The sequence below is a fragment of the Pedobacter alluvionis genome (assembly GCF_003664035.1).
GTDB lineage: Bacteria > Bacteroidota > Bacteroidia > Sphingobacteriales > Sphingobacteriaceae > Pedobacter > Pedobacter alluvionis.
Genome location: NZ_RCCK01000010.1, coordinates 256036 through 279620, shown reverse-complemented (window position 1 = coordinate 279620; position 23585 = coordinate 256036). Strand labels below are relative to the sequence as shown.

10 protein-coding genes are annotated in these 23585 nt (G+C 40.9%); 3 read left to right on the top strand and 7 right to left on the bottom strand.

What is annotated here, in order from left to right; genetic code table 11:
• Positions 1–18: 18 nt before the first annotated feature.
• From BCL90_RS01310 to BCL90_RS01280, 7 genes are all read right to left on the bottom strand, one after another.
• Positions 19–1053, bottom strand: coding sequence for a DUF5627 domain-containing protein (locus tag BCL90_RS01310; RefSeq protein ID WP_121282162.1), 1035 nt, complete (start codon positions 1051–1053; stop codon positions 19–21).
• Between the two features lie 30 nt (positions 1054–1083).
• Entirely contained in the window at positions 1084–2856 is a 1773-nt protein-coding gene (locus BCL90_RS01305; protein ID WP_121282161.1) for a RagB/SusD family nutrient uptake outer membrane protein, read from the bottom strand.
• Positions 2857–2877: 21 nt separating this feature from the next.
• Positions 2878–5796 carry a SusC/RagA family TonB-linked outer membrane protein gene (locus BCL90_RS01300; protein WP_121282160.1) on the bottom strand — a complete coding sequence of 973 codons (2919 nt, stop codon included), beginning with the start codon at positions 5794–5796 and terminating at the stop codon, positions 2878–2880.
• 18 nt (positions 5797–5814) lie between these two features.
• Positions 5815–7710: a RagB/SusD family nutrient uptake outer membrane protein gene (locus tag BCL90_RS01295; RefSeq protein WP_121282159.1), complete on the bottom strand. Its 1896-nt coding sequence runs from the start codon at positions 7708–7710 to the stop codon at positions 5815–5817.
• A gap of 11 nt (positions 7711–7721) precedes the next feature.
• Complete coding sequence (locus BCL90_RS01290) at positions 7722–10802, bottom strand: SusC/RagA family TonB-linked outer membrane protein (protein WP_244095025.1); 3081 nt, start codon at positions 10800–10802, stop codon at positions 7722–7724.
• A 952-nt stretch (positions 10803–11754) separates the two neighbouring features.
• Complete coding sequence (locus tag BCL90_RS01285) at positions 11755–15930, bottom strand: hybrid sensor histidine kinase/response regulator transcription factor (RefSeq protein WP_121282157.1); 4176 nt, start codon at positions 15928–15930, stop codon at positions 11755–11757.
• A 215-nt stretch (positions 15931–16145) separates the two neighbouring features.
• Positions 16146–17240: an endo-1,4-beta-xylanase gene (locus tag BCL90_RS01280; protein ID WP_121282156.1), complete on the bottom strand. Its 1095-nt coding sequence runs from the start codon at positions 17238–17240 to the stop codon at positions 16146–16148.
• 284 nt (positions 17241–17524) lie between these two features.
• Between BCL90_RS01280 and BCL90_RS01275 the strand changes: the two genes are divergently transcribed.
• The 3 genes from BCL90_RS01275 (at position 17525) to BCL90_RS01265 (ending at position 23333) form a co-directional block, all read left to right on the top strand.
• Positions 17525–18613, top strand: a complete 1089-nt coding sequence (locus BCL90_RS01275) for an endo-1,4-beta-xylanase (protein WP_121282155.1) — start codon at positions 17525–17527, stop codon at positions 18611–18613.
• Between the two features lie 665 nt (positions 18614–19278).
• Positions 19279–21906 (top strand): glycoside hydrolase family 3 C-terminal domain-containing protein, encoded by a 2628-nt coding sequence (locus BCL90_RS01270; protein WP_121282154.1) that lies wholly within the window; start codon positions 19279–19281, stop codon positions 21904–21906.
• Between the two features lie 47 nt (positions 21907–21953).
• Positions 21954–23333 carry a glycoside hydrolase family 43 protein gene (locus BCL90_RS01265; RefSeq protein ID WP_121282153.1) on the top strand — a complete coding sequence of 460 codons (1380 nt, stop codon included), beginning with the start codon at positions 21954–21956 and terminating at the stop codon, positions 23331–23333.
• Positions 23334–23585 lie beyond the last annotated feature (252 nt).

Genomic DNA, 23585 nt, shown 5'->3' with positions numbered 1-23585 from the left:
GTATGGTTTACGATATTTTTAGTTTTTCACAACATCAAAATACTCTGCTTTGATCCCTCTATCTCTAACAATCAGTGTATCCTTAGTCGCATATTTAACGTTAAGGTTTTTAAAGTTTACCGTATAATCCAGGTATATAGCACTGCGATCGGTTCCACCGATACTATTTTTTTCACCCTTAGAAACAAACTTCCCAGTTCCGGAAATATCAAAATCATTTGAATTGGCTGTGACGGTACAATTATTACCATCTGCAAAGTTTAAAACCAAGCTAAAATTAACATTGTTTCCGGTGCTGTTTTTAATGGTTAATGGTAAGGTTGCAACCTTGAGTGAAGTGGTTGAGATACTCACTACCTGATTGCCTTCCACATTTTCAGTCCTTCGGGCTACGGTACTTACCGCTCCGTTCGACTGCGTAATCTGATCTACTCCCTTTCTCAGGTAATTTCCCTGCCAGGGGTTTACATACTTAACGGCATATAACACATAATCCTTTGGGCGAGTGATCCAGTTTGCGGCAACAACCCGTGATGGACTGGTTACTGCCGGGATACCTTTCAATATTGAATCCGCTCCAGTAACACTAGTCATCACCAGCGGAATAACATAGTTTCTGGAAAGAGATTTAGGATCGGCAAAGAAAGCATCCGTTAATTGAACATCGACCCCTCCAAGAATGCTCCCAGCCTCAATAGAAATCTGGCTGGAACCCAGTTTATAATACGCGGAAGGCAAGGCAAGTATTTTACCTCCTCCATTAGTAAAGTTAAGGCCGTCCAACAAGCTTTCATCCACTTTCACACCAATCGTTACTTTTTCTTTATTCTCATTTACACCGCCAACGGTAGCTTTGATGGAAACTTTGTGTTCATTATCCAATGTATTATCTATCAGTAAATCTTCGCCAAGCACAACTGTTCGCAGCGGATACTGATTGGCGAAATAGACCGCCTTATAGGTATAATCGGGAAAAACAAGATCTTCATTTTTACATGATGAGAGCAGGCCGATAGCCGCTGCCAAACCCATACAGATATGATTAATTTTCATGCTTATCATTTATTTAATTTCAATTTCTTATTATTTCCAGCCCTGGTTTTGAATTAACTGACTATATTTCAGCACCTCCGAATTAGGGATGGGACCATAATACATATAACTCTGGAAGGCACGCGGTTCAACACTTAAAGGGGTAAAAACGTTACCATTCACATCCATTCCTCTTGCAGTCTCATTTAATTTGGTTAAATCTACTTTCCAACGGCGCAGATCCCAGAAACGGAAACTTTCAAAGCAGAGTTCCAGGCGTCGTTCATTTCTAATCAGCTCGCGCATCTTGCCCACATCAGATTTACATTCCTCCAGGTATGGGTCGCTGGCAAAACCAAATGCCCTTTTACGGATATTTTTGATGATATCATAAGCCGAATAAGCATGTGTACCTAGTCCTGTTGGCCCCCAGGCTTCATTTGCAGCTTCTGCATAAGCAAGATACATTTCAGTATAGCGGATCCTGGGATTATAATGGGTTTTTCCACTGATAGAAATTGGGTTTCGGTTAACATCCATTCTCAAACGTTTTTTCATGTAATAACCTGTTCTTGTTGAAGTGGCCCTTACATTCACCCCATTATCAGAACCAGAACTACTCCCTGTCCGAATTACCGTATTTGAGACACCTGCAGTACTTCCGTCAAAAAGGATATACTTCGCAAATCTCGGATCTCTACCGGCATAAGGATTAGCTGGCAGATAATTTGCGTTTGGGTGATCAATCGGATAGCCATTGGCCATCGGAAATGCTTCCACTAAATTCTGAGTAGGGTTCATCAGTCCGTTTCCAAATAGTGAGGGCGGAAAGTGCTGTCCTTCCTGGGTACCATCATTGGTTACTATATTTTCCCTCCAGATCACCTCCGATGGATTATTTCCGCCACCCAGCCCATCAACTTCGGATGTATTGGCATAATAGGTACCTCCATTTTGCGGAAGACTGTTTGCTCCGCCTTTATAATCGATAATCTGTGCGGCATAACCAGCAGCATCTGCCCATGTAACGGTGTTTGATGCATTTTTAAAAGCAGGACTTGCTGCCAGTAAAGCCGTTCTTGCACGGAAAGATTTGGCAATTAATCCATTAAAGAGCTGACGGGCATACTGGCCCATCACACGGTTGTAAGTCTCAACATTCTGGGTAATATTGCTAAACCTGGCAGGAATCTGCGCGGCCGAGGATATATCATTATATTCAACAGGTAGATAAGCCTCTGCGCTGTCCAAATCTTTATAGATTTGTTTTACACAGGCATCAAAACTGGCCCTTGGCAAATTAAAATCGCTCGTAGCGGTTTGATACTGGTTAATAATCGGCACCCCTGTAAGCTGACCATTGGAGGCAACCCCGCCGTGGTTCCGTAATTGAAAATACAAATAAAGGCCTCTTAAACCAAAGGCTTCCCCTCTCATACGGGTATTAAAAAGCTTCGAACTTTCGGGATCCACCGCCCACTTTACCTTTGCCGAATTGGCAAGGAAAAGATTGATGTACTGCATCGCCTCGTAAGATTGATTCCACACAGAGGCTGGATTGCCCGCAGCAGTCCAGGAACCGGTGGCCAGTTGCAGATAAGGATGGGTGAGCTGATTGGTAACGGCATCATCAGTAGCAAAATCCGAGTTATCATAATAAGCAGGGATGGTACGATAAGCGTTAATCAGAAAACCCTGAGCAAAATTCGCATCGGTGTACATTTGCTCAATAGTCTTCAGGTTTTCCGGCTCCGGCTCAAGAATTTTCTTGCATCCGGCGAGTGCAAGCGCAACTAATCCGATAATAAATATTCTAAATTTCATAACATTATTGCTTTAATTCCATTAAAAAGAAGCCCTGGCACCCAGATTAAAAAAACGGGTCTGTGGTGCGGAGCCAATATTCGTTTCCATTAGTTTTCGTTCATTTGAAATCACTAAAAGATTATCCCCCTGAACGTATAAACTAAGTCCATGTACAAAAGAATCTTTTAAAAACTTCCGATCGAAATCGTAGGTTAACTGAACCCTGTTCAGATCAAACCGATTAGTTTTATATAACCAAAAAGTGGAATTACGAAAATTATTATTGCTGTTTGTAGTCAACCGCGGATAGCTTGCAGTAAGTTTTGTAGCCTCAGTCCAGCGGTCTAAAACCACCTCCGAATATTTACCGCTTCCCCCTACCCAGTAATAAGAGCTGTTTTTGAAGCCAACAGCACCTGCACTACCTGAGCCTAAAGCAAAAAGGGTGAAGTTTTTATATCTAACCGTCAGGTTCAATCCATAGGTAAAAGGTGAGGCAGCCCATCCGGTGTGCCCCAGATCCTGCTGGTCCCTGCCATCAATAAGCCCATCTCCATTAAGATCTTTATATTTCAGGTCTCCCGGTTTTACTACACCAAAAGTTTGTTTGGCATGCGCATCTATATCTGCCTGATTTTGAAAGAACCCTTCGCTCACATAGCCATAATATGCATCCAGAGGTCTTCCTGCCCTGGCCAGATAAGCCTGGTCTACAATCTCATCCCTTTTCACTGCCTGACTATTATAGAACATGCCCGACAAACCGAGCGAGTACTGAACTTCTCCGATATGCTTATTCAGATTGAGCGAGAAATCCAGACCCTGGCGTTTATCCTGGTTAAAATTAATCCAGGGACGAAAATCACCTGATCCGGAGAAATAAGAAGGATAAATGGTTACACCGCGTGCCAGAAGTCCGTTTGTATTTTGAGAGAAATAATTCAAATTAAGGGTGAGGAGATTTTTGAAAAACGATGCATCTAAGCCTACCCTCCATTCATTTCGTTTAATAAAGGTAAGATCAAGATTTTCTGATTGTCCGGAAAGTGTAGTCCTTCCACCGGCAACCCCATCACGCCATTGATAATATCCTCCAAGGGCGGCAGTATTGCTGTAATATCCCTGATAAAGATAATAATCAACAGGCTCATTCACATTATTGGCCCTGTAGCCGGTTACATCCAGATCCTGGTTTACCGAGGCATAAGAAGCATTAAATTTCAGATCATCTACAAAGGAAACGTTCTCTTTAAAAAAGCGCTCCTTGCTAATTCTCCATCCGATAGAAATGGAAGGAGACAGCGCATTTCGCTTTCCAGGTGCCAGTTTAGCAGAATGAACTAAAGCACCGGTAAAATCCAGATAATACTTTCTTTTGAAATTATAACCTGTCTGAAATCCAAGATTCGTATTTAAAACAGGTTGGTAATCGCTCCCTCCCTGATTATCAATATCACTTGAAAATTGTGTTTTATACCACCAGCCCAGAACTGTAGCAGTTACTGAATGGTCATTTGCAAATACCCTGGCATAATCAAATTGTGATCGGAACGACATGGTTTGAGTATAAGTTGACCTGCCTACATATTCATTTGTAGAATTTTTATCCTCACCGAATTTCTCTAAGGCAGTGATAACATCCTCACCATTTACCGTAGACCATGTTGGGCGATAAGTAGCGTAAGGCAAGTTGTAGGCTTCAGAGTATAATGAAGCATAATCCATACTGGTAGCCGTAGTGAAGGAAAGCCCTTTCACCAAAGATGCAAGGTCAGCCTTTAACCCCACGTTATAAAGAAAAGTACTGGTTTTTGTCCTGACATATCCTGCGGCCAGCATATCTGAAAACACATTGGTCGGATTTGTACTTTGACCACCCAGCAAAAATTTTCCGTCAATTACATGATTACTGTTTTTCACGAAAGTCTGCAGAGCAGGATTACCTGGATCAAGCCTGTCTATGGGAATCAATGGTGAAAACCTGTTAAAAGTCGGGGCAATTGTTGAACTCGCGCCCCAAAAATCTCCTCTGCCAGCATAGTTGTTGGAGGATATGGCTACGGCATCAGCTGAGGCGGTTAGCCATTTTGTAATGTTCATGTCTACATTACCCCTAACGTTAAAACCGAAGTCACTGTTTTTTTGCTGCTCGCCATATTTGATAAGACTATTGTTGTAGCTCAGACCAATATTGGTGTAATACCGTGCAAACTCGTTTCCACCTGAAACCTCAGTGGTCAGATCAGATTTGGAATAAGCGTTTTTAAGGTAATCCGAACTAAAGAAATCCACATCAGGGTATCTGTATGGATTTGTTCCGGCCCTCGTATTGTCGATTTGCTGCTGGGTAAATCCGGCTCCCGAAGTTGCTATCCCATCATTGGTCAGCGCTTCGTTGTAGAGGGTCATGTAGTCTGCCCCGTTCAGGTATGTTGGATAAGCCTTAGGTACAAAGATTCCGGTATTTGCACGTACGTTAATACTCAATGGCTTTACACTTCCTCTATTGGTGGTAATTAATACAGCACCTTTAGCAGCCGTACTTCCATAAAGCATAACTGCACTTGCACTTTTTAAAACCGTTACAGACTGTACTTCTACCATCCTAACGTCTGCAGCATTTCTTGGAATGCCATCTACAAGAATTAATGGCGCTTGCCCCCATATATTCCCGTTGTAGCCACCTACAAAACTCTGTAAATTATCCAGACCTCTACTGCCATAACTTTTTTTCAAAAGTGCTGCGATGTTCACAGTAGAAACTCCTCCAAGCAAATCTTCCCGGGCAACTATCCGGAATGCTGTTCTTACTAAGCTATCGTTAGGAAGTTGTGCGGAAACATTACGAAACGGCACTTTAACAATACTGTCTTTCTGCTCCTGTGCAGCTGTTTGAGTGATCCTTAATAGGAAAGCGACTAAACAAAGGCAACAGGTCACTATATTTTTTCTATTCATTTCTGTTGAATTATTTGATTACCAACCTGGGTTCTGCTTGAAATCCTTATACATATTCACATCCTCTACACGGAAGGGTAACCAGTAATGACGTTGACCTAATTGTCGCTCAAAAAGTACTGTTTCCCTGAAATTTCTTACCCTGGCATTTTTAGGATCCGCGTAAACCTGTGCATTGGTGAGTGCACGATCAAATTCTACTGCTTTTTTTAGTGTATAAGGGCGCTCGGTTAGTAATAACCATCTCCTTAAATCATTGAAGCGGTGGCCCTCGAATGCCAGTTCTACTGCCCTTTCTCTTCTAAGTTCACTTAAAAATAAGGTATTTGAGGCCAAAAATTTGGTCGCCACATTGGCTACCCCAGCCCGGGTGCGTATTTTGTTAACTGCTTCTACAGCAGAAAGTCCGTATCCGTTGGCCATACTTTGAGGAGAACCATATCCGGTAGCAGCAGCCTCTGCATAAAGAAGGTAAACGTCTGCAAGTCTCATCAGACTCAGTACGAAAGTATTATTCTCTCTGTAACCATCATATTCGTTCATCAGTTTGGACACCAATTTGGAGTTCATGTAGCCTGTCCAAACCTTTTTGTTTCCATCTGCCGTTCTAAACAGTCCGTTGGTAAAAAGACTTGCATACTGGCGATACTCATTATTGCCAACACTTTGCGCGGTAAGCACACATTTTTCGCCATCAATCATGATATCATTGTAAAAGCGGGGATCTCTGTTTTTCCATGGATATTCAGGATCGTATCCGCTTTCTGAATCTTTCTGTTCAGGATTGGTGATGGGTAAACCGTTAGCCATGCCATAATAATCTACATAATTTGCTGTCGGATAAACCTTGATACCAGTTTGATGGATAACCAGGGGACGATAATCGTTTACCTGGTTCCATCTCCATCTTCCCCCGGCGCCAGCAAGATTCTCAAGAAATATGGCTTCTTTTAGACCTGGTATTTTACCGTTTTGATTAAAAGTATAGAATAAATCACGGTACTGTGAAAAAGGAGCCAGTTCATAACGTCCGGTGGACTCAATAATCTGAAGTGCTGAGGCCAAAGCATCTGCCGACTTCTTACAGTAGTCCTGATTGTAAGTATTGTTTCCGGTAGATTCCCTGTTCATCAATGGGCTCCCTGCCCACAGATAGTTTTTACCAAGAAATCCAAGTGCCATTATTTTATTAATGCGGGTATTGTTATTTCCTGCCGTCTGCTTGCCCACTACAGTTTGGTCCCAATCTACAGGCAATAATGCCGCGGCACGCTGCAAATCTGCAGCAACTTTGTCTGCGGTAGCCTGATAGCTCAAGCGGGGTAACTGAAGCACCTGGTCGCTGGGTAATACCTGATCGATATATGGCAAGCCACCCCAGTATTCCATTAAAACAAAATGGAAATAGCCTCTAAAAAAATAAAGCTGCCCTGCAATCAGGTCTTTTTCCTCCTGAGTGGCATCAGTTAGTTTATCCAGGTTGGCCAGTCCAACATTTGCTTTGCGGATGGCATACCAGGAGAGTCCCCATAATTTTCCTTTTGATCTGTTAGGATCATTTCCTGTTCCGTTGGCGGGATCTCCGCCACTTCCCAGAAAATTATAAAAGGTACTATTCCAGGCCATATAGTTCCCCTGATCGATGTGGTAAGAAATCAAACGCGTTTCTCCCAACTCCCAGAATTCATCTTCACCTAAATTAAAACTGTTGTGCCCTTCCACTAAACTCAGCAATGGAATGCAGTTATATAGTTCTTCAGTAAAGCCCTGAAAATTCCTGAAATTTTTATACGGATCGGTTTCCTGAATGTCAGCAAGCGGAGACCTTTCCAGATATTTTTTGCACGAGCTCAATGCAAGAATGCCCACCAATATAATAAAGGGCAATATGGTATGCTTAAAGAGATTTTTCATCTTCAAATTATTTATAAGGTGATATCAAGACCAAGGTTGAAACGTCTCACTGTAGGATAAGCGCCACCACTTGAGTTTCCGCTAAAGTTGGATTCCCGGTCGTCGGGCATTTTTGTCCATAATAAAAGGTTATTGCCATTTACATAAATCCTGCAACTTTTTAAGCCAAGCTTGCTGATGTAATTTCCAGATAAAGTGTATCCAAGTTCTGCATTTTTTAAACGTATATAAGATGCATCATAGTAGTAGCGGGTACCGCTACCGCCAAAGCCATCCAGAACGCTCCAACGTGGCGGAGGTACTTCGCCGCCTCCATCCTGCTGAAACCAGTATGGTTTTTCCACAAAAACGACATTACTTTTTCCCTGAAAATTAGGAAACTCAATCTCTCTGGTTACATTGTTTACGCCATAGAACTGAACAAACAGACTAAGTTTTTTCCATTCAAAACCAATACTGGCATTATAGGTGTTCTGAGGATTCCCGGTATAGCCATACGGTGTCCTATCTTTATCGTCTATAATTCCATCTGCATTAAAATCGATGATATTATAATCGCCAGGTAGTTTGTTCTGATTATTTGACAATCGGACTGTACTTCCATAAATATCATCCCAGCTTGACAAGAACCCGTCGTTTAAAAAAGACCTGGTTTGGCCGATGGGGTAACCTGCCTGTTTCTGATAGCTGGGTGTCAATTCAGGATCATCCCTGAAATTGGTCAGATTAGTAGCATGGGTCATAACAAGATTTGCCCAGGCACGGATATCCTTATTGAAAGCGTGATTGAATTTCAGTTCAATTTCGTAACCTTTGGAGGTTACCTGCCCAAGATTGGCTCTAGGTGCCGTGCCTCCAAAACCATAATAAGATGGTATCGCCCTCGAACTTCCACCGATCATAATATCACTTCTTTTATCTTTAAAAATATCTACACTTCCGGAAATTGCACCATTAAAAAAACTATATTCTATACCCAAATTACGTTTTTCAACGGTCTCCCAGGATAGGTTTGCATTACCCATGGTACTAATTCTGTAGATGGTATATGGGGTTGCCACTGCAGGCGAACCCATCGGTGTATTGCCTCCATATTGATAGGAATCGCGGAATGGCCACCTTGGTCCACCAAGTGCATCATCCCCGATTCTTCCCCAGGAAGCTCTTACCTTTAATAAATCAATAAATTTCAGGCTTTTCATAAACTTCTCATTGCTGATCAACCATCCGCCAGATAACGAGGGGAAGAATGCAAATCGATAATCAGGTCCAAACTGTTCAGATCCGTTATATGCACCATTTACTTCTAAGAAATACCTGCTTTTGAAGTTGTAGGTTGTCCTGAATACCCAATCCTCTCTAAAGGTTGGAAATGCGCCACCACGAGCAGTTCTTTGGCGCTGCATAAGCCCCATAGCTGTTACATCATGATCTCCGAACTTCCTTTCGTAATCAACCCGAAACTGATAATTTGTATTGCGATAAGTGGCATTTTTATCGACTTCCCCAGGTGCAATTGACCAGGCTATCGCATCAGTAAAATCAAATTGAGTACCTGTATTTCTTTGCTGTTCAAATGAGGTGATGCCCGTATTAGCACTAACGTATTTTCGTTGCGCAGCATTGAATTGATCATTTATACCACGGATTCTTTCCAGAAAGGTATTATCTAAAGAGAGACTTCCTCTAAAACTTAGCCCCTTGGTAACCATATCTAATCTTTGTTGCAGAATAAAATCAGTAGTTAACTGTGTACTGGTCCTCTTTTCAACTCCTGAATAAGCCAGCCAGAATGCAGCATTTGGCTGATCCTGAGTTGCGGTCGGAAAAAACCCATAGGTACCATCTGAATAAATAGGCCTAAAAGAATCAGGAGCAGTTCTGTACGCAGAAGACCAGAAAGACTGGTCCCCGTCGGCCATACCATAAGGTAACTGACGAACGCCGTTTGATCCGAAAAGTTTAGTGGAAAATTTTGTGGTTTTGGTCAGGTTAAAATCCAGATTACTTCTTACATTGGTACGGTTGTACCCAAAATTTGATTCGTAACCACGCTGATTGGGAAATGTTTTAAATAAATCACCTTCCCTGGTTAAATCCAACCCTGCAAAATAGGTCACAAACTTTGAACCACCCGACACATTTGCCGCGGTATTGTAAGACATTGCTCTATCCCTGAAAAGTTCTTCTTCCCAGTTAACATTTGGATAACGGTCCCATTCTTCAAGATTGGCCGGGTTACGGTATTTGTTGATGATCGCCTTAGGTGTATAACCAGACCATACATTCTGATCCACAATTGATTCCCGTTCAATGATACTATTCTTAATCATCAGGGCATCATAAGCATCATATTTTTCAGGAAGTCTTGAAGCCACTTTAGCGGTAACGTTCGATCTGACCTGAACCTGTGCGCGACCTTCGGCACCACGTTTTGTAGTCACCAAAATTACGCCATTCGCACCCCTCACGCCATATACTGCTGTCGCAGAAGCATCCTTTAAAACAGAAACACTCTCAACGGAGGAAATATCAATAGAGCTGATCGAACGTTCAATCCCGTCAACCAGAATTAGTGGCGAGCTGTTGTTCCATGAACTTTGCCCACGGATTAAAATTTGCGGGTCTTCCCCACCAGGCATGCCCGATGAGGCCGTTGTTACTACCCCTGGAAGATTACCGGTTAAGGCCATGCCAAGGTTGGTTACCCCACCTGTACGTTCGAGCACCTTGCCCGAAGCTTGTGAAATGGCACCTACAACACTTGCCTTCTTTTGCTGACCATAGCCTACAATAATCACCTCATCCAAAGCGGTGCGGTCATCATTCAAAGAGATCACAACATTATTTTGATCGTTTATAACCACCTCTTTGGTTGTCATTCCGACGAATGCGACAACCAAGGTTGCCTTTCCTATGGGTACTTCAATAGAAAATTTTCCTTCTGCAGAAGTAATCGCTTTTACTGAAGTCCCTTTCACAGTAAGGGTGGCACCAATCATCGGTTGTTTTTGGTCATCCAAAACAGTTCCCTTTACAGTTCTTTTCTCTTGTGCGCTGACCGAGTTCGCCAGTAAAAACAGGAGAATCACCGAAAAGCAGGTTTTAAGTAGCGATTGTCGTGTCAAAAATTCTATATGACAATGCTTACTACACAATTTCTTGTATTGTTCCATTAGTTATATTCAATTAAGAGCTTATGATTTGACAATTTTGATTTCCATTTACTACACAGGCAGAATGGACATTTAGCAGTATTTTTTTAGTCATAAATTTGGTTTTTATCTGGTTAGTTTTTTAAAAAAATGATGCTGATCTGTATGCTCAATTGCAGCATTTCAAGTCTATGTTGGTGGTTTCATCCAATTGCGTTTTTGGGTCAATATTTTTATATTCAGCATTTCTGATCCGGGTAATTTTACTTCCGTAGTTTGTTATTTTATCGGTGTATGCCGGTCGGTATTTAAATCACCTCACCCATTAATTTTAACTAAGCAATTGCACAATTCTTGCGTTAATGAATTTCAGATTAATCTGTTCTACATCAACACTTCCCAGTAAATGGAAAGGGGTTGATAAAATGGGAATATGCTGAATCTTCGCTGGTTGAGGACTTTACCCAAAAGCCTTTTTCTCTATTTTTTATAACAAGCCATTACTGAGCAGTTAGTTATACATCGCTCAAATGGAATTAAAAAATGAGTAAACTGAAGTGTTTGGTTAGTATGGATATAACATTGCTGACAGGTTTGTCCCATTTATCTGGGGCAAGATCGCATCGGCCTTCCTCATAGAAGTTGATCAATTGATTAGTCATTGTTTAAGAGTTTATTTGGTTACGATCCAAACATAGCTCAAAAATGCATCAGATGGTTAGAATATTTGTTCATAAATCTACCATAAATGTTCTTTAATCATAAAACACTAACAAACAATTAGTTACACAAACAAAAAACGAATAAATGCATTAATCATCTGAATATTAGATTTGGTAAAACGTTTTTCCTGGTTCAGAACAATCGATTGCAGAGAAGCTAATTTCATTTAATTTTCCATACCGGTAGAATTATCTGGCTTACGGTACAGATTTAAATATTCTGAAGGTTGCATTCCGAATTTTAACTTAAATGATTTGGCAAAATAATTGGGTGTTGCAAAGCCTACCAGATAGGCAATCTGAGAAATGTTCAAATCACTTTTAACCAATAAGGCAGCTGCTTTATCAAGTTTAACCGAACGTATATATTCAACAGGCGAAAGGCCGGTTAGTTCCAGCACTTTATGATAAAGTGAACCCCGGCTCATCCCTACATTTTTACTTAAATCCTCAACAGACAATTGTGAATTATTGATATTATCTTCAATGTATTTCAGGATATTCTTGAGTAACTTATCACCGTGGGATTCAACTAAAATTTCTGCTGTCTCCATCTTGATCTGTTTGGTATAAGTATTTTTCAGGGTCCGGTTGAGTACCAAAAGGTTTTTGATTTTAATATTGAGGATATCGATATTAAATGGCTTGGTGAGGTAGTCATTAGCCCCGATTTCGAGCCCCGTTAATTGTTCCTGTTCGCCGGTGAGCGCGGTTAATAGAATAACCGGAATATGTTTTGTCCTTTTATCTTCTTTTATTTTTTTGCACAGTTCAATCCCCGTCATATTTGGCATACTAATATCGCTAACAATGAGCTCCGGGTGGTTTGCCAATGTTTTTTGCCAACCCTCTTTACCGTCAGCCGCTTCCACAATACGGTAATTGGACTTCAAATTATCCCGAAGATATTCCCTGAGGTCCTGATTATCTTCTACCAGAAGAATGGTATGGATTTCTGCATCTGTTTCGCTCAGTGCTTTATCTGAAGCTTCCTCCTGAACTTCAAATGGTATTTCCGGACTGGAAAAATCCAGATTAAGCTTTTCGATATGGTCTAGCAACGGCAAAGGCAGAGCTATTTTGAAATGTGTACCTTTTCCAACTTCGCTTTGCAAATCAATAGTTCCTCCCTGGATTTTGACAAATTCTTTAATGATGGAGAGCCCAATCCCACTTCCCTGGTTGAGAATGGAAACTTCGGTATCGGCCTGAAAAAACCTTTCAAATACTTTCTGCTGTTCTTCTTCGCTAATGCCGATTCCGGTATCGCTAACGGTAATTAAAACAGTTTCTCCCTGCTCATTGCGCTGATTTTTCTTCAAATCAACGGTGATAGTACCGCCTGATGGTGTAAATTTAAAGGCATTAGAGAGCAGGTTAAATAAAACACGTTCCAGTTTGTCGTGGTCAAACTCAGTTGGATAACTGTCAAACTGGGTTTGAAAAGAAAGACTTATGGATTTACGTTCGCTTAAATCGTTGAAAGATTCTATTACATCAGCGATAAAGGAAACCAGTTCACCTTTCTTATTATTTATCTTGAGTTCATTTTCTTCAATTTTACGAAAATCAAGGATTTGATTCACCAAGTTGAGCAAGCGACGGGCATTTCGCTTTACGATTTTAAGAGAAGCATTTTTAGCATCTCCCTCCTCTTCAGAAATGAGCTTCTCCACCGGCCCAAGAATCAGTGATAGCGGCGTACGAAACTCATGGCTGAGGTTGGTGAGAAATTTAATCTTTAACGAATCCAGTTCATGCAGCCGCTCTGCCTCTTTTCTATCCTGCAAAATCTGCTGCTCAATTTTTGTTTTCTCCTGAACCAGCGCAAACTTTCTCTCCAGGTTTTTAATCCCCCGGTGACGAATGTAAAGCAAAGTACCGGCAATAACGAGCAGGTAAAAAGCATAAGCATATATGGTTCTCCACCACGGTGGGTGAACAATTATTTTTATTGAAGACTCCGTTGTATTCCATACACCGTCATTGTTACTCGCCCGCACATGGAAAATATATTCTCCGGGATCGAGATTGGTATAGGAAACTGTTTTAGTAGTACCCGCATCGATCCATTCTTTATTAAAACCTTCGAGTTTGTAACTGTAACGGTTTTGTTCTGGTGCAGTGTAATTTACACTCACAAAACTCAGTGAAAAATTTTGCTTGTAATCCAGGTCAATTCTTTTTGCAACAGAAATATGTTCGGTTATCGGCCCTTCATCGCTGGCCTCGATGGTGCTGTTGGAAATTTTTAACTCTGTAAAAAGAACTGGGGGTACATTTTGAATTTTTCTGAATCCGGCCGGATTGAAGTAATTCATTCCTTCTGCCCCACCAAAGAATATTTCACCGTCTTTACATTTCAGCGCTGCTCCCCTGATAAAGTTATTGTTCTGCACCCCATTGTATACGCCATAATTGCTAAATTTTCGGGTTTTAGGATCAAACCGGCTGATTCCTTTGTTAGTACTTAACCAGAGATTATGATTGTCATCTTCCACGATGGCGTCGACAACAGCACTTGCCAGCCCCTCACGCTCGGCAAAATTTATAAATTTACCTGATTTTTGATCCAGTAAATTCAAGCCACCACCTGCAGTTCCGATCCAGATCCGCCCTTTCGAATCTTCAAGAAAAGCCTGCGCAATATCACCATTAAGGCCTGAATTTAGCTCGTCATAATGTTTAATAATTGTTTTATCAGCATTAATCATGGCCAAGCCAGAACCATGAGAACCTATCCATACGTTTGCAAACCGGTCTTCTTTAATAAAACGTATATAATTATTAAGCGGAAGTTTACGATCTATGGGTGACTGAACTTTGTTTGTGTACCTAAAAACTACCTTATGATCAGCATCCATAACATTGATCCCACCACCATTGGTACCCACCCATATCAGCCCACTTTTATCCTGGTTGATGCAAAACACATCGTCTGAATTAAGTCCGGAATCTTTATTTGTTTTCCTTACAGAGGTTGCTTTGGTTAACGTTGAATCCAGAACAATCAGGCCATAGCTAAAGGTACCCACATAGAGTTTCTTAGCTGAACTGACAAACAGAGACATCAGGGGTACCGGTGACTGTAAGCCAAGTTTCTTCAGGTCTACTCTGTGGAACAGGGCCGTATTTCTGTTGAAGATACTCAAGCCACCGCCTTCAGTAGCTACATATATGTTATTGTTATTTTTATGTGCAAATGAAGTTACCACGGGTGCATTTAAACCATATACATCGAAAACATTGCTTCGGATCAGGTTGAAAAGGTTGAGGTTACTATCAAACTTATTAATCCCCTCGCGGTATAAGCCCAGCCAGTATATTCCTTGCTTATCTATATACACATATTTTACACTGGTTCCGCGCAGGCTGTAAGAGTTGCGTGGATTTGGCCGGTATACCGTTACTTTTTTGGTACGGAGATCAAAAACGTTAAGTCCATCTTCGGTGCCGAGCCATAACTGACCATTTTTTGATAAGGCTATACTTTGAACAATATTGCTGCTCAGCGAGTTGGGATCCCCGGGAATATGCTTGTAATTTACAAAACCCATACCATCCGGTTTAAGCATACTCAGGCCAGAGGTGGTGCCGATCCAGATATTTCCATTATCATCTTCAGCTAAAGATTTCACCATAGTTCCCGCCAGCTGCACGGGTTTATCGGCTGCAGATCCTATTCTGGTAAAAGAAGAATTTTTTCGGTTAAAAAGGAATAATCCATCTTCCGTTCCCACCCACATCCTGTGCTTGCTGTCTTCCATCAGAATGTTGATCATTACTGGCGGAAGTTTCCCAAACTGGTTGGCGGCTATTGGAAACTTGGAAACCTTTTTAGTGTCCGGATCAAAAACATCGAGCCCCGTAAAGGTAGCCACCCATATTTTACCTAAATAATCACTAGTGATATACCTGATCAGGCTGTGACTGAATCCTGTTGGGGTATTTGAAGCAGGATAGTTGATGAAAGCATTTTTCCTTCTGTCAAAAAGCGCAAGCGAACCTCCACTGGTACCAATCCAAAGATTTCCCCGCCGGTCTTCATGAATTGCCTTAACCTCGTTTGCCTGAATACTCGAAGAATCGTTTGCCTGGTGTTTATAGGTTGTAAAGTTAGTGCCATCAAATTTATTTAATCCGTCTTCGGTACCAAACCACATCAAGCCATATTTGTCTTTAAAAATTACGGTTACATTATTAGAAGATAAGCCGTTTTTAGAGGTGAGCGAGGTGAAACGCAATTCAGGCTGCTGCGTTTTCGGTTGTGCCACAGCACTTACAGCGCTAAAAAGCACATAGATAAATAGAACTAATGATTGATATGCAGACCCTTTGAGCATAATTAGTATTTTGCTGTATTAATAAAATTTTAACTTCAAAGGCGTTGAATGGCTGCAAAATGAGCTAAAATCTGATGAAGAGTCAAAATTGTCTGGATACATGATCTATTTGGTTTAGTGGCGGTAAGATAAAAAAACTAATTTAGTTCATCGCAACATAATAGCTTGAATGGTACATTTTCTTCATTATTTATTTATATAAAACTGATTATTCACTAAAAATTAACCACACCCCGATAAGCTTTTTTTCTTTGCAGGTTTTGATCAAAGAGCAGCGGGTAGTTTTTCCTTCCGGGTACCGGATATTGATCGAGCCATGTAGAGCGATCTGAAAGATTCCAGAAAGTTACACTGCTGATATTCTTTTTAAATTCCCTGAAAATAGAAAAAAGCCTGGCGTATCTGTCACTTTGCTTTTTTTCCAGCACTGCGGTCAGGCTGTCGGGCTCACCGGGTTTCTTTGCTCTTAAATTTTTCTCCCATTTATAGATAGATAGATCCATTTCTGTGATCTGAATCTGCAGGCCAAGAGAAGCATATAATTTTAAAGATTCCCTTAACTCGGTGTCGCTGGGCTCAAAAACAGACCAATGTCCCTGCAAGCCTACCCCATGAACAGGCACCTTAGCATCAACCAGTTTTTTAAGCATTTTATAGATTTTTGCTCTTTTTGCAGGTCGTTCCGAATTGTAGTCATTATAGAAAAGCAATGCATCAGGATCAGCCTGATGTGCATATTCGAAAGCCTTGGCAATAAACTCCTCTCCACAGATTTCTTTCCATAAAGAAGGCCTCAGATATTGGTCATCTTCATCACCAATAACTTCATTAACCACATCCCAGGCATATATCTTTCCCTTGTACCTTCCCACAACGGCTGTGATATGGTCTTTAAGCCGTTTAAGCAACAATGCTTTATCAACCCGTCCTCCTGAACTGTTCTTGAAAATCCAGGCCGGTACCTGCTCATGCCAGCATAAAGTATGCCCCCTTATTTTAAGCCGGTTGTTAAGCGCAAAATTAACCAGTGCATCGGCCTCGGTCCAGTTATAAACATCCTCACGAGGATGAATGGGTTGCATTTTCATCGCATTCTCGGGCGTTATGCTATTAAATTCCTTTAAAAGTAAAGCGCCCTGCTCTCCCTTTATGGTTTGGCCCGAAACCGCAACCCCAATATTGAAGTAAGACTGATAATAATCCTTTAAGCCGGGGTTATTTTTTTTAGCCCTGGTGTAACTGCCACAGCTGGAAAAAGTTGCGAAAAGAGCAACAGTAAAGATGGCAATGTGAAATTTAGTTGTACGCATTATATTTGGTTAAATGGCAATTCGATTTCATTCTATGATCAATGCAGAAAAAAATCCAGTAAATTTAGGCCTAAGTAGATAGATCAACAGTCATATTTGTCATAAACATAAGAACAGATGTTTAAAAGGCACAAAGTAAGCCGGGTTGATCATAAGATTAGCAACCCGGCAATCATGTCATAAATTCATTACATGACATTTGTTTCATAAAATTGACGATAAGAAGCCTGGTCAGCCTAAAAAACATACGATTTTGCAAACTTTTAGCATTACCCTGATCAAATATGAGAAAACCAAATATCATCCCCTACCTGGCCGTCTTACTCTTGGCTACCGGAGTAGTTTTTAGCGCATATAAAAGCCAGGAAGTTAATGCCAAAGGACTGAAAGACTACTACCAAAAATATTTTCCCATAGGAGTAGCTATTACGCCATGGGACCTTAGTGGAGATAAACGGAATTTGATTCTTAACCAGTTCAACAGCATCACAGCTGAAAATGCAATGAAAATGGGTCCTATTCATCCCATGGAAAATACCTACAACTGGAAAATTGCAGATTCTATAGCCGCTTTCGCCAGGATTAATGGTTTAAAGTTACGTGGCCATTGCCTGGTATGGCACAAGCAAACGCCAAACTGGTTGTTTAAAGGCGAAGATGGAAATATGGTTTCGAAAGAAATTTTATTAAAAAGGATCCAGGAGCACATCAATACAGTGGTAAACAGGTATAAGAAAGACATTTACGCCTGGGACGTCGTAAATGAAGTGATTGCAGATGATTCTGCTTATTTCAGGAAATCGCCACTCTATCAGATCGCAGGTGAGGATTTTGTAGAAATGGCGTTCAGGTATGCCCACCAGGCCGACCCAAAGGCCCAACTGTTTTACAACGATTACAATACCGAACAGCCATTAAAACGTGATAAAATTTACAGAATGCTTAAGGGTTTGTTGGCTAAGGGTGTTCCAATACATGGCGTTGGTCTCCAGGGTCATTGGTCGATAAATAACCCTAGCCGTTCTGAACTGGAAAAATCCATTGCACTATTTTCGTCGCTTGGACTTAAAGTTCAAATCACCGAGCTTGATGTATCGGTTTATAGTGGTAACCAGGGCGGACGGTTAATTAAGGGCAATGCAAGCAGCGAAGTTGAACCATTCACTCCAGAAATGGAAGAAAAGCAACTTAGCCAATATAAAATGATTTTTGAAGTGCTGCGCAAATACAAAGCCAACATTACTGGTGTTACATTCTGGAATTTATCAGACAGGTACAGCTGGCTGGACAATCGCGGACCTAAGAACTATCCGCTGTTGTTCGATAAAAATCTAATGCCAAAAAAAGCATTTTTTGAGGTGATAAAATTCTAATGAATAGGTTCACCTTACAGTATCAGAACAAGTATTCATTAAAACCTTATTTTAAAATTAGCATGGAACCCGGTAAAAAGTTTTTAGAGCCTGTTTAAATTTTTATAACAAATATAAATGGCCTTTTGCTTTCACACTGAGGATTAATTAATTGTTTAAAATCAATATGAATGACGTAAAATTGTTTTCTCTTGTCCTACGGCGCAGTCTTGCCTCGGCTCACCGCCGCCGAAAGGCTCTTTCTTTTTGGCATCAAAAAGAAACAAAAAATGCCGGCTGAAAATTTTTCTTTTGAAGGCACTTCTGCAGCAAGAACAGTGCAGCCCGAAAAATTTGTTAGGCCGGATTTAAGTAGAACGTGGATACCGTGCTATGGCCTAGCCGGATGGAAATACGAAAGCAGTTAAATGCTGACTGATAATAACTTAAAAAACAACATCAATGGTAGCGTAGTCGATTGCTTTATTAATGCGTTGAAATGGTCTTCGACTACGCTCAGACTGACATACGAAATAAATTTTTATTTAATTTTAAACAAGCTTTTTAGTCTATTCACAATAATATTAACCAAATAAACCGATCAAAATCATTGGAATGTTCTTATAATCTGTACAGCAACCAGATGTAAAGAAAATCATTATCAATGAGTTTTTAGCAGCCCAATTATGAGAAAACACAACTACTTTAAAAAATTACTTCTTGTAATCCTTTTCTGCAATTTATGCAGTTTGGTGAAAGCCCAGGAATACCCTTTTCAGGACTACAAACTTCCATTTGAAAAAAGGGTAGATGATTTGGTTTCAAGGCTTAGCCTGGATGAAAAGGTGATGCAAATGCTTAATGCTGCACCAGCAATTCCCCGCTTTAAGATTCCTGCGTACGATTGGTGGAATGAAACGTTACACGGAGTAGCAAGAACACCTTTTAAAGTGACTGTTTATCCTCAGGCAATAGCCATGGCTGCAACCTTCGATCCTTCGGCGCTTTATAAAATGGCCGACTATTCGGCTTTAGAAGGAAGGGCAATTTACAATAAGGCACTAGAACAAGGAAGAACAAATGAGCGCTATCTAGGCTTAACTTACTGGACGCCAAACATCAATATCTTTCGGGATCCGCGCTGGGGAAGGGGTCAGGAAACCTACGGTGAAGATCCTTACCTGACAGGTACCCTGGGAGATGCTTTTGTAAGGGGCTTGCAAGGTGATGACCCAAAATACCTTAAGGCAGCCGCTTGTGCCAAACATTATGCGGTACATAGCGGTCCTGAACCGCTTCGACATGTGTTTAATACTACAGTAAGTGATTTTGATCTCTGGGATACCTATTTACCGGCATTTGAAAAACTGGTTACACAATCAAAAGTTGCAGGTGTAATGTGTGCTTATAATGCTTTTCAAGGACAGCCTTGTTGCGCTAATGATCTTTTAATGACGGACATTCTGCGCAGGAAATGGAACTTTAAGGGTTATGTAACCTCCGACTGCTGGGCCATAGATGACTTTTACAAAAACCACAAAACACATCCAAATGCGGCATCAGCTGCTGCAGATGCCGTTTTTCATGGAACCGACCTTGATTGTGGTACAGAAGCTTATAAGGCTTTGATTACCGCTGTGAAAAATGGAATTATTAAAGAAAAAGATATTGATGTTTCGGTGAAAAGGTTATTCATGATCCGTTTCAGGCTGGGTATGTTCGATCCATCCTCGATGGTTAAATATGCAAACACCCCGAGCAGTGTGCTGGAAAATAGTAAGCATAAGGCACATGCACTTAAAATGGCAAGAGAATCAATGGTATTGCTCAGAAATGAATCACATACGCTGCCTTTAAAAAAGAACCTCAAAAAAATCGTTGTATTGGGTCCTAATGCGGATAATTCGATTTCAGTTTTAGGAAATTATAATGGAACTCCTTCCAAAATCACCACTGTTTTACAGGGCATTCAGGACAAAGTTGGCAAGCAGACCGAGGTTGTTTACCAACAGGCTGTTTCTTTCACCAATGATACGCTGTTAAGTTACCTGGATTTAAATAGCCAATACAAAATTGACGGTGTTCAGGGCTTTAAATCAGAATATTTTAGCAACATTTTACTGGAAGGCAAACCGGTGTTAACCAGGACTGAGTCAAAACTTGAAAACAGCTGGCAGGAAGGCGAAAAAATTGCCGATAAATTAACCGCTAATAATTTTTCTGCCAGATACAGCACCACATTCAAGCCCACAAGCACTGGCTCCATCACCTTCGAATTGAATGCTGATGATGGATACCGTTTTATCATTAACGGCAAAAATGTAATTGACGCATGGTCGAGAAACCGTTGGGGCGCTAAAACTTATAAATTAGAAACATCAAAAGATTCAGTTTACAACCTGGTTATAGAATACTGGCAGGGCGAGGGAAGTGCAAACGTCCGTTTAAGGGCAGGCTCCTACGTGAGAACTGATTTCAAAGCGCTTGTCAAAACCCATGCAGATGCTGACGCCTTCGTATTTGTCGGCGGGATTTCTCCGCAGCTGGAAGGTGAGGAAATGAGGGTCGATTATCCCGGATTTAGCGGTGGGGACAGAACATCAATTATGTTGCCTGCAGCTCAGACTGCATTAATGAAATCCCTGAAAGAAAGTGGAAAACCAGTTGTTTTTGTAATGATGACCGGTAGCGCAATTGCGATACCATGGGAAGCTGAAAACATTCCGGCTATTCTGAATGCATGGTATGGCGGACAGGCTACTGGCGAAGCCGTGGCTGATATTCTTTTTGGAGACTACAGTCCTTCGGGAAGATTGCCTGTCACCTTTTATGCGAGCGATAAGGACCTTGGGGATTTTAGCGATTATAGCATGAAAAACAGGACATACCGGTATTTTAAAGGCAAACCGCTTTATGGATTCGGTTACGGGCTTAGCTATTCTTCTTTTTTATATGAAAAATTTGTTGCTCCTGCGGCATTAAAAGCAGGCAAAGGCACAGAGGTGTCGATTATGGTGAGCAATAAAGGAAAGTTTAAGAGTGATGAGGTGGTTCAGTTATACCAACTCAACAACCAAAAATCCATCAAATCAGCAGCAAAGGCCCTGAAAGGATTTAAACGCATTAGCCTTGAACCCGGAGAAAGTAAACTGGTTAAATTCAGCTTAAAAGCTAATGACCTGTCTTACATCGGTCAGGATGGCTCAAGACAATTTTACAAAGGCAGTATTACATTAGCTGTTGGCGGTAGTCAACCCGATGAGTTATCTCCAAAAAGCGGAAATATTATAAAAAAAGTTATCCGGGTAAACTAACTTAATTGCCGCGATAAATAATCGACAACACCTTAGAAACAACTTTAATGAAAAAACTAAACCAAAAATATTTTAAACTCTCAGTCCTGTTTTGTTTGTTATTCACATTGGCAAAAAATTCCTTTGCCGATGATCATATTGCCAGCCACCGGCACCTGGCAGATCCTGCTACACTGGTTTATAACGGAAGGGTTTACTTATATGCATCGAACGATGATGACAATTCGGATGATAAAAATAGTGGCTATAAAATGAAATCCATTGTTTGTATTTCAAGTAGCGATATGAAAAACTGGACAGATCATGGTGTGGTGTTTGAGGCGCCAAGAGACGTAACCTGGGCCAATAGAACCTGGGCACCCTCAGTTATTGCCAGAAATGGAAAAATTTATCTTTATTTCGGTAATGGCGGATCTGGGATTGGTGTAGCTACATCCTCCTCTCCCACCGGACCGTTTAAAGATCCATTAGGCAAAAAGTTAATTGATAATGAAACTCCTGGTGTACAGCCTGCAAAAAATATGTGGTTGTTTGATCCTATGGCCTTTTTAGATGACGATGGCCAAGCCTATTTATATTTTGGAGGCAATGGTGATGATAATATGCGGGTAATTAAACTTAATGAAGATATGATTAGCATAAATGGTCAGGCAACTTCTTTTCATGTACCTTCCTTTTTTGAAGCTTCATGGATGCACAAACGGAATGGAAATTATTATTTCTCCTATTCCTCAAACCCGAAAGCAGAGATGAGGATTGATTATATGATGAGTAAAAGTCCAACAACCGGATTTGTTTACAAAGGCATTATCGGTGCACAACCACCTAAAAACAACAACAATAATCACCATGGCATATTCGAATTTAAAGGAAAATGGTACCATGCCTATCACAACAGAGTTGTGGCTATTAAAAAAGGTATTCCTCCGGTTTATAAACGAAACCTGGCCATAGAAGAATTGAATTATAATGCCGACGGTACAATCGCCCAGGTGATCTATACCGAAAACGGCGTAACACAAATTGGCGCAGTAAATCCTTATGAACGCAACCAGGCTGAAATGTTGCAGGATCAAAACGGGGTTGCGACTAAAAACAATGACGATGGCGGAATGCTGGTTACCGGATTAAAGAATAACGCCTGGATTAAAATTCAGGGTGTGGACTTCGGAAAAAAAGGGCCTAAATCCTTTAGTGCCAGATTAAGCGGACTTTCTTCAGGCTCAAGTCTGGAAGTGCGCATAGGAAGTATAACAGGAAAGCAAATCGCAAAAATGGTATCTTCGAAAAAAGACGAAAGTGGCTTACAAACTTTATCGGTGAAAACCGGGGAGGTAAAAGGCAAAATTGATATTTATCTTTTGGTAACCAGCCCAAACCCATCTGCGTCTTTAGATATAGACTGGTGGAGTTTTCAGCAACGATAAACATCCATGCATTTTAAGCCTGTGAAACTAGCTCGATCGTCATGCTGAATTTATTTCAGCATCTTTAATGCTAAATAGACCATGAAATAAATTTACTGCGTAGCTTTCCGCTGCGCTACAGGTCAGGGTAACAGCTATGAACGAAATGTCTGTAATAGACCTTTAAAGAAATATTAATAATCGAACCGGGGTTTGTATGAATAACACGAAGGTTCGGAAGGAACAACCCGAAATATTGGATCAAATACTTTA

Coding starts and splice junctions, on each gene's coding strand:
- BCL90_RS01280 (WP_121282156.1), bottom strand. CDS start 17,240: ATGCGTACAACTAAATTTCACATTGCCATCTTTACTGTTGCTCTTTTC.
- BCL90_RS01275 (WP_121282155.1), top strand. CDS start 17,525: ATGAGAAAACCAAATATCATCCCCTACCTGGCCGTCTTACTCTTGGCT.
- BCL90_RS01305 (WP_121282161.1), bottom strand. CDS start 2,856: ATGAAATTTAGAATATTTATTATCGGATTAGTTGCGCTTGCACTCGCC.
- BCL90_RS01300 (WP_121282160.1), bottom strand. CDS start 5,796: ATGAATAGAAAAAATATAGTGACCTGTTGCCTTTGTTTAGTCGCTTTC.
- BCL90_RS01265 (WP_121282153.1), top strand. CDS start 21,954: ATGAAAAAACTAAACCAAAAATATTTTAAACTCTCAGTCCTGTTTTGT.
- BCL90_RS01285 (WP_121282157.1), bottom strand. CDS start 15,930: ATGCTCAAAGGGTCTGCATATCAATCATTAGTTCTATTTATCTATGTG.
- BCL90_RS01270 (WP_121282154.1), top strand. CDS start 19,279: ATGAGAAAACACAACTACTTTAAAAAATTACTTCTTGTAATCCTTTTC.
- BCL90_RS01310 (WP_121282162.1), bottom strand. CDS start 1,053: ATGAAAATTAATCATATCTGTATGGGTTTGGCAGCGGCTATCGGCCTG.
- BCL90_RS01295 (WP_121282159.1), bottom strand. CDS start 7,710: ATGAAAAATCTCTTTAAGCATACCATATTGCCCTTTATTATATTGGTG.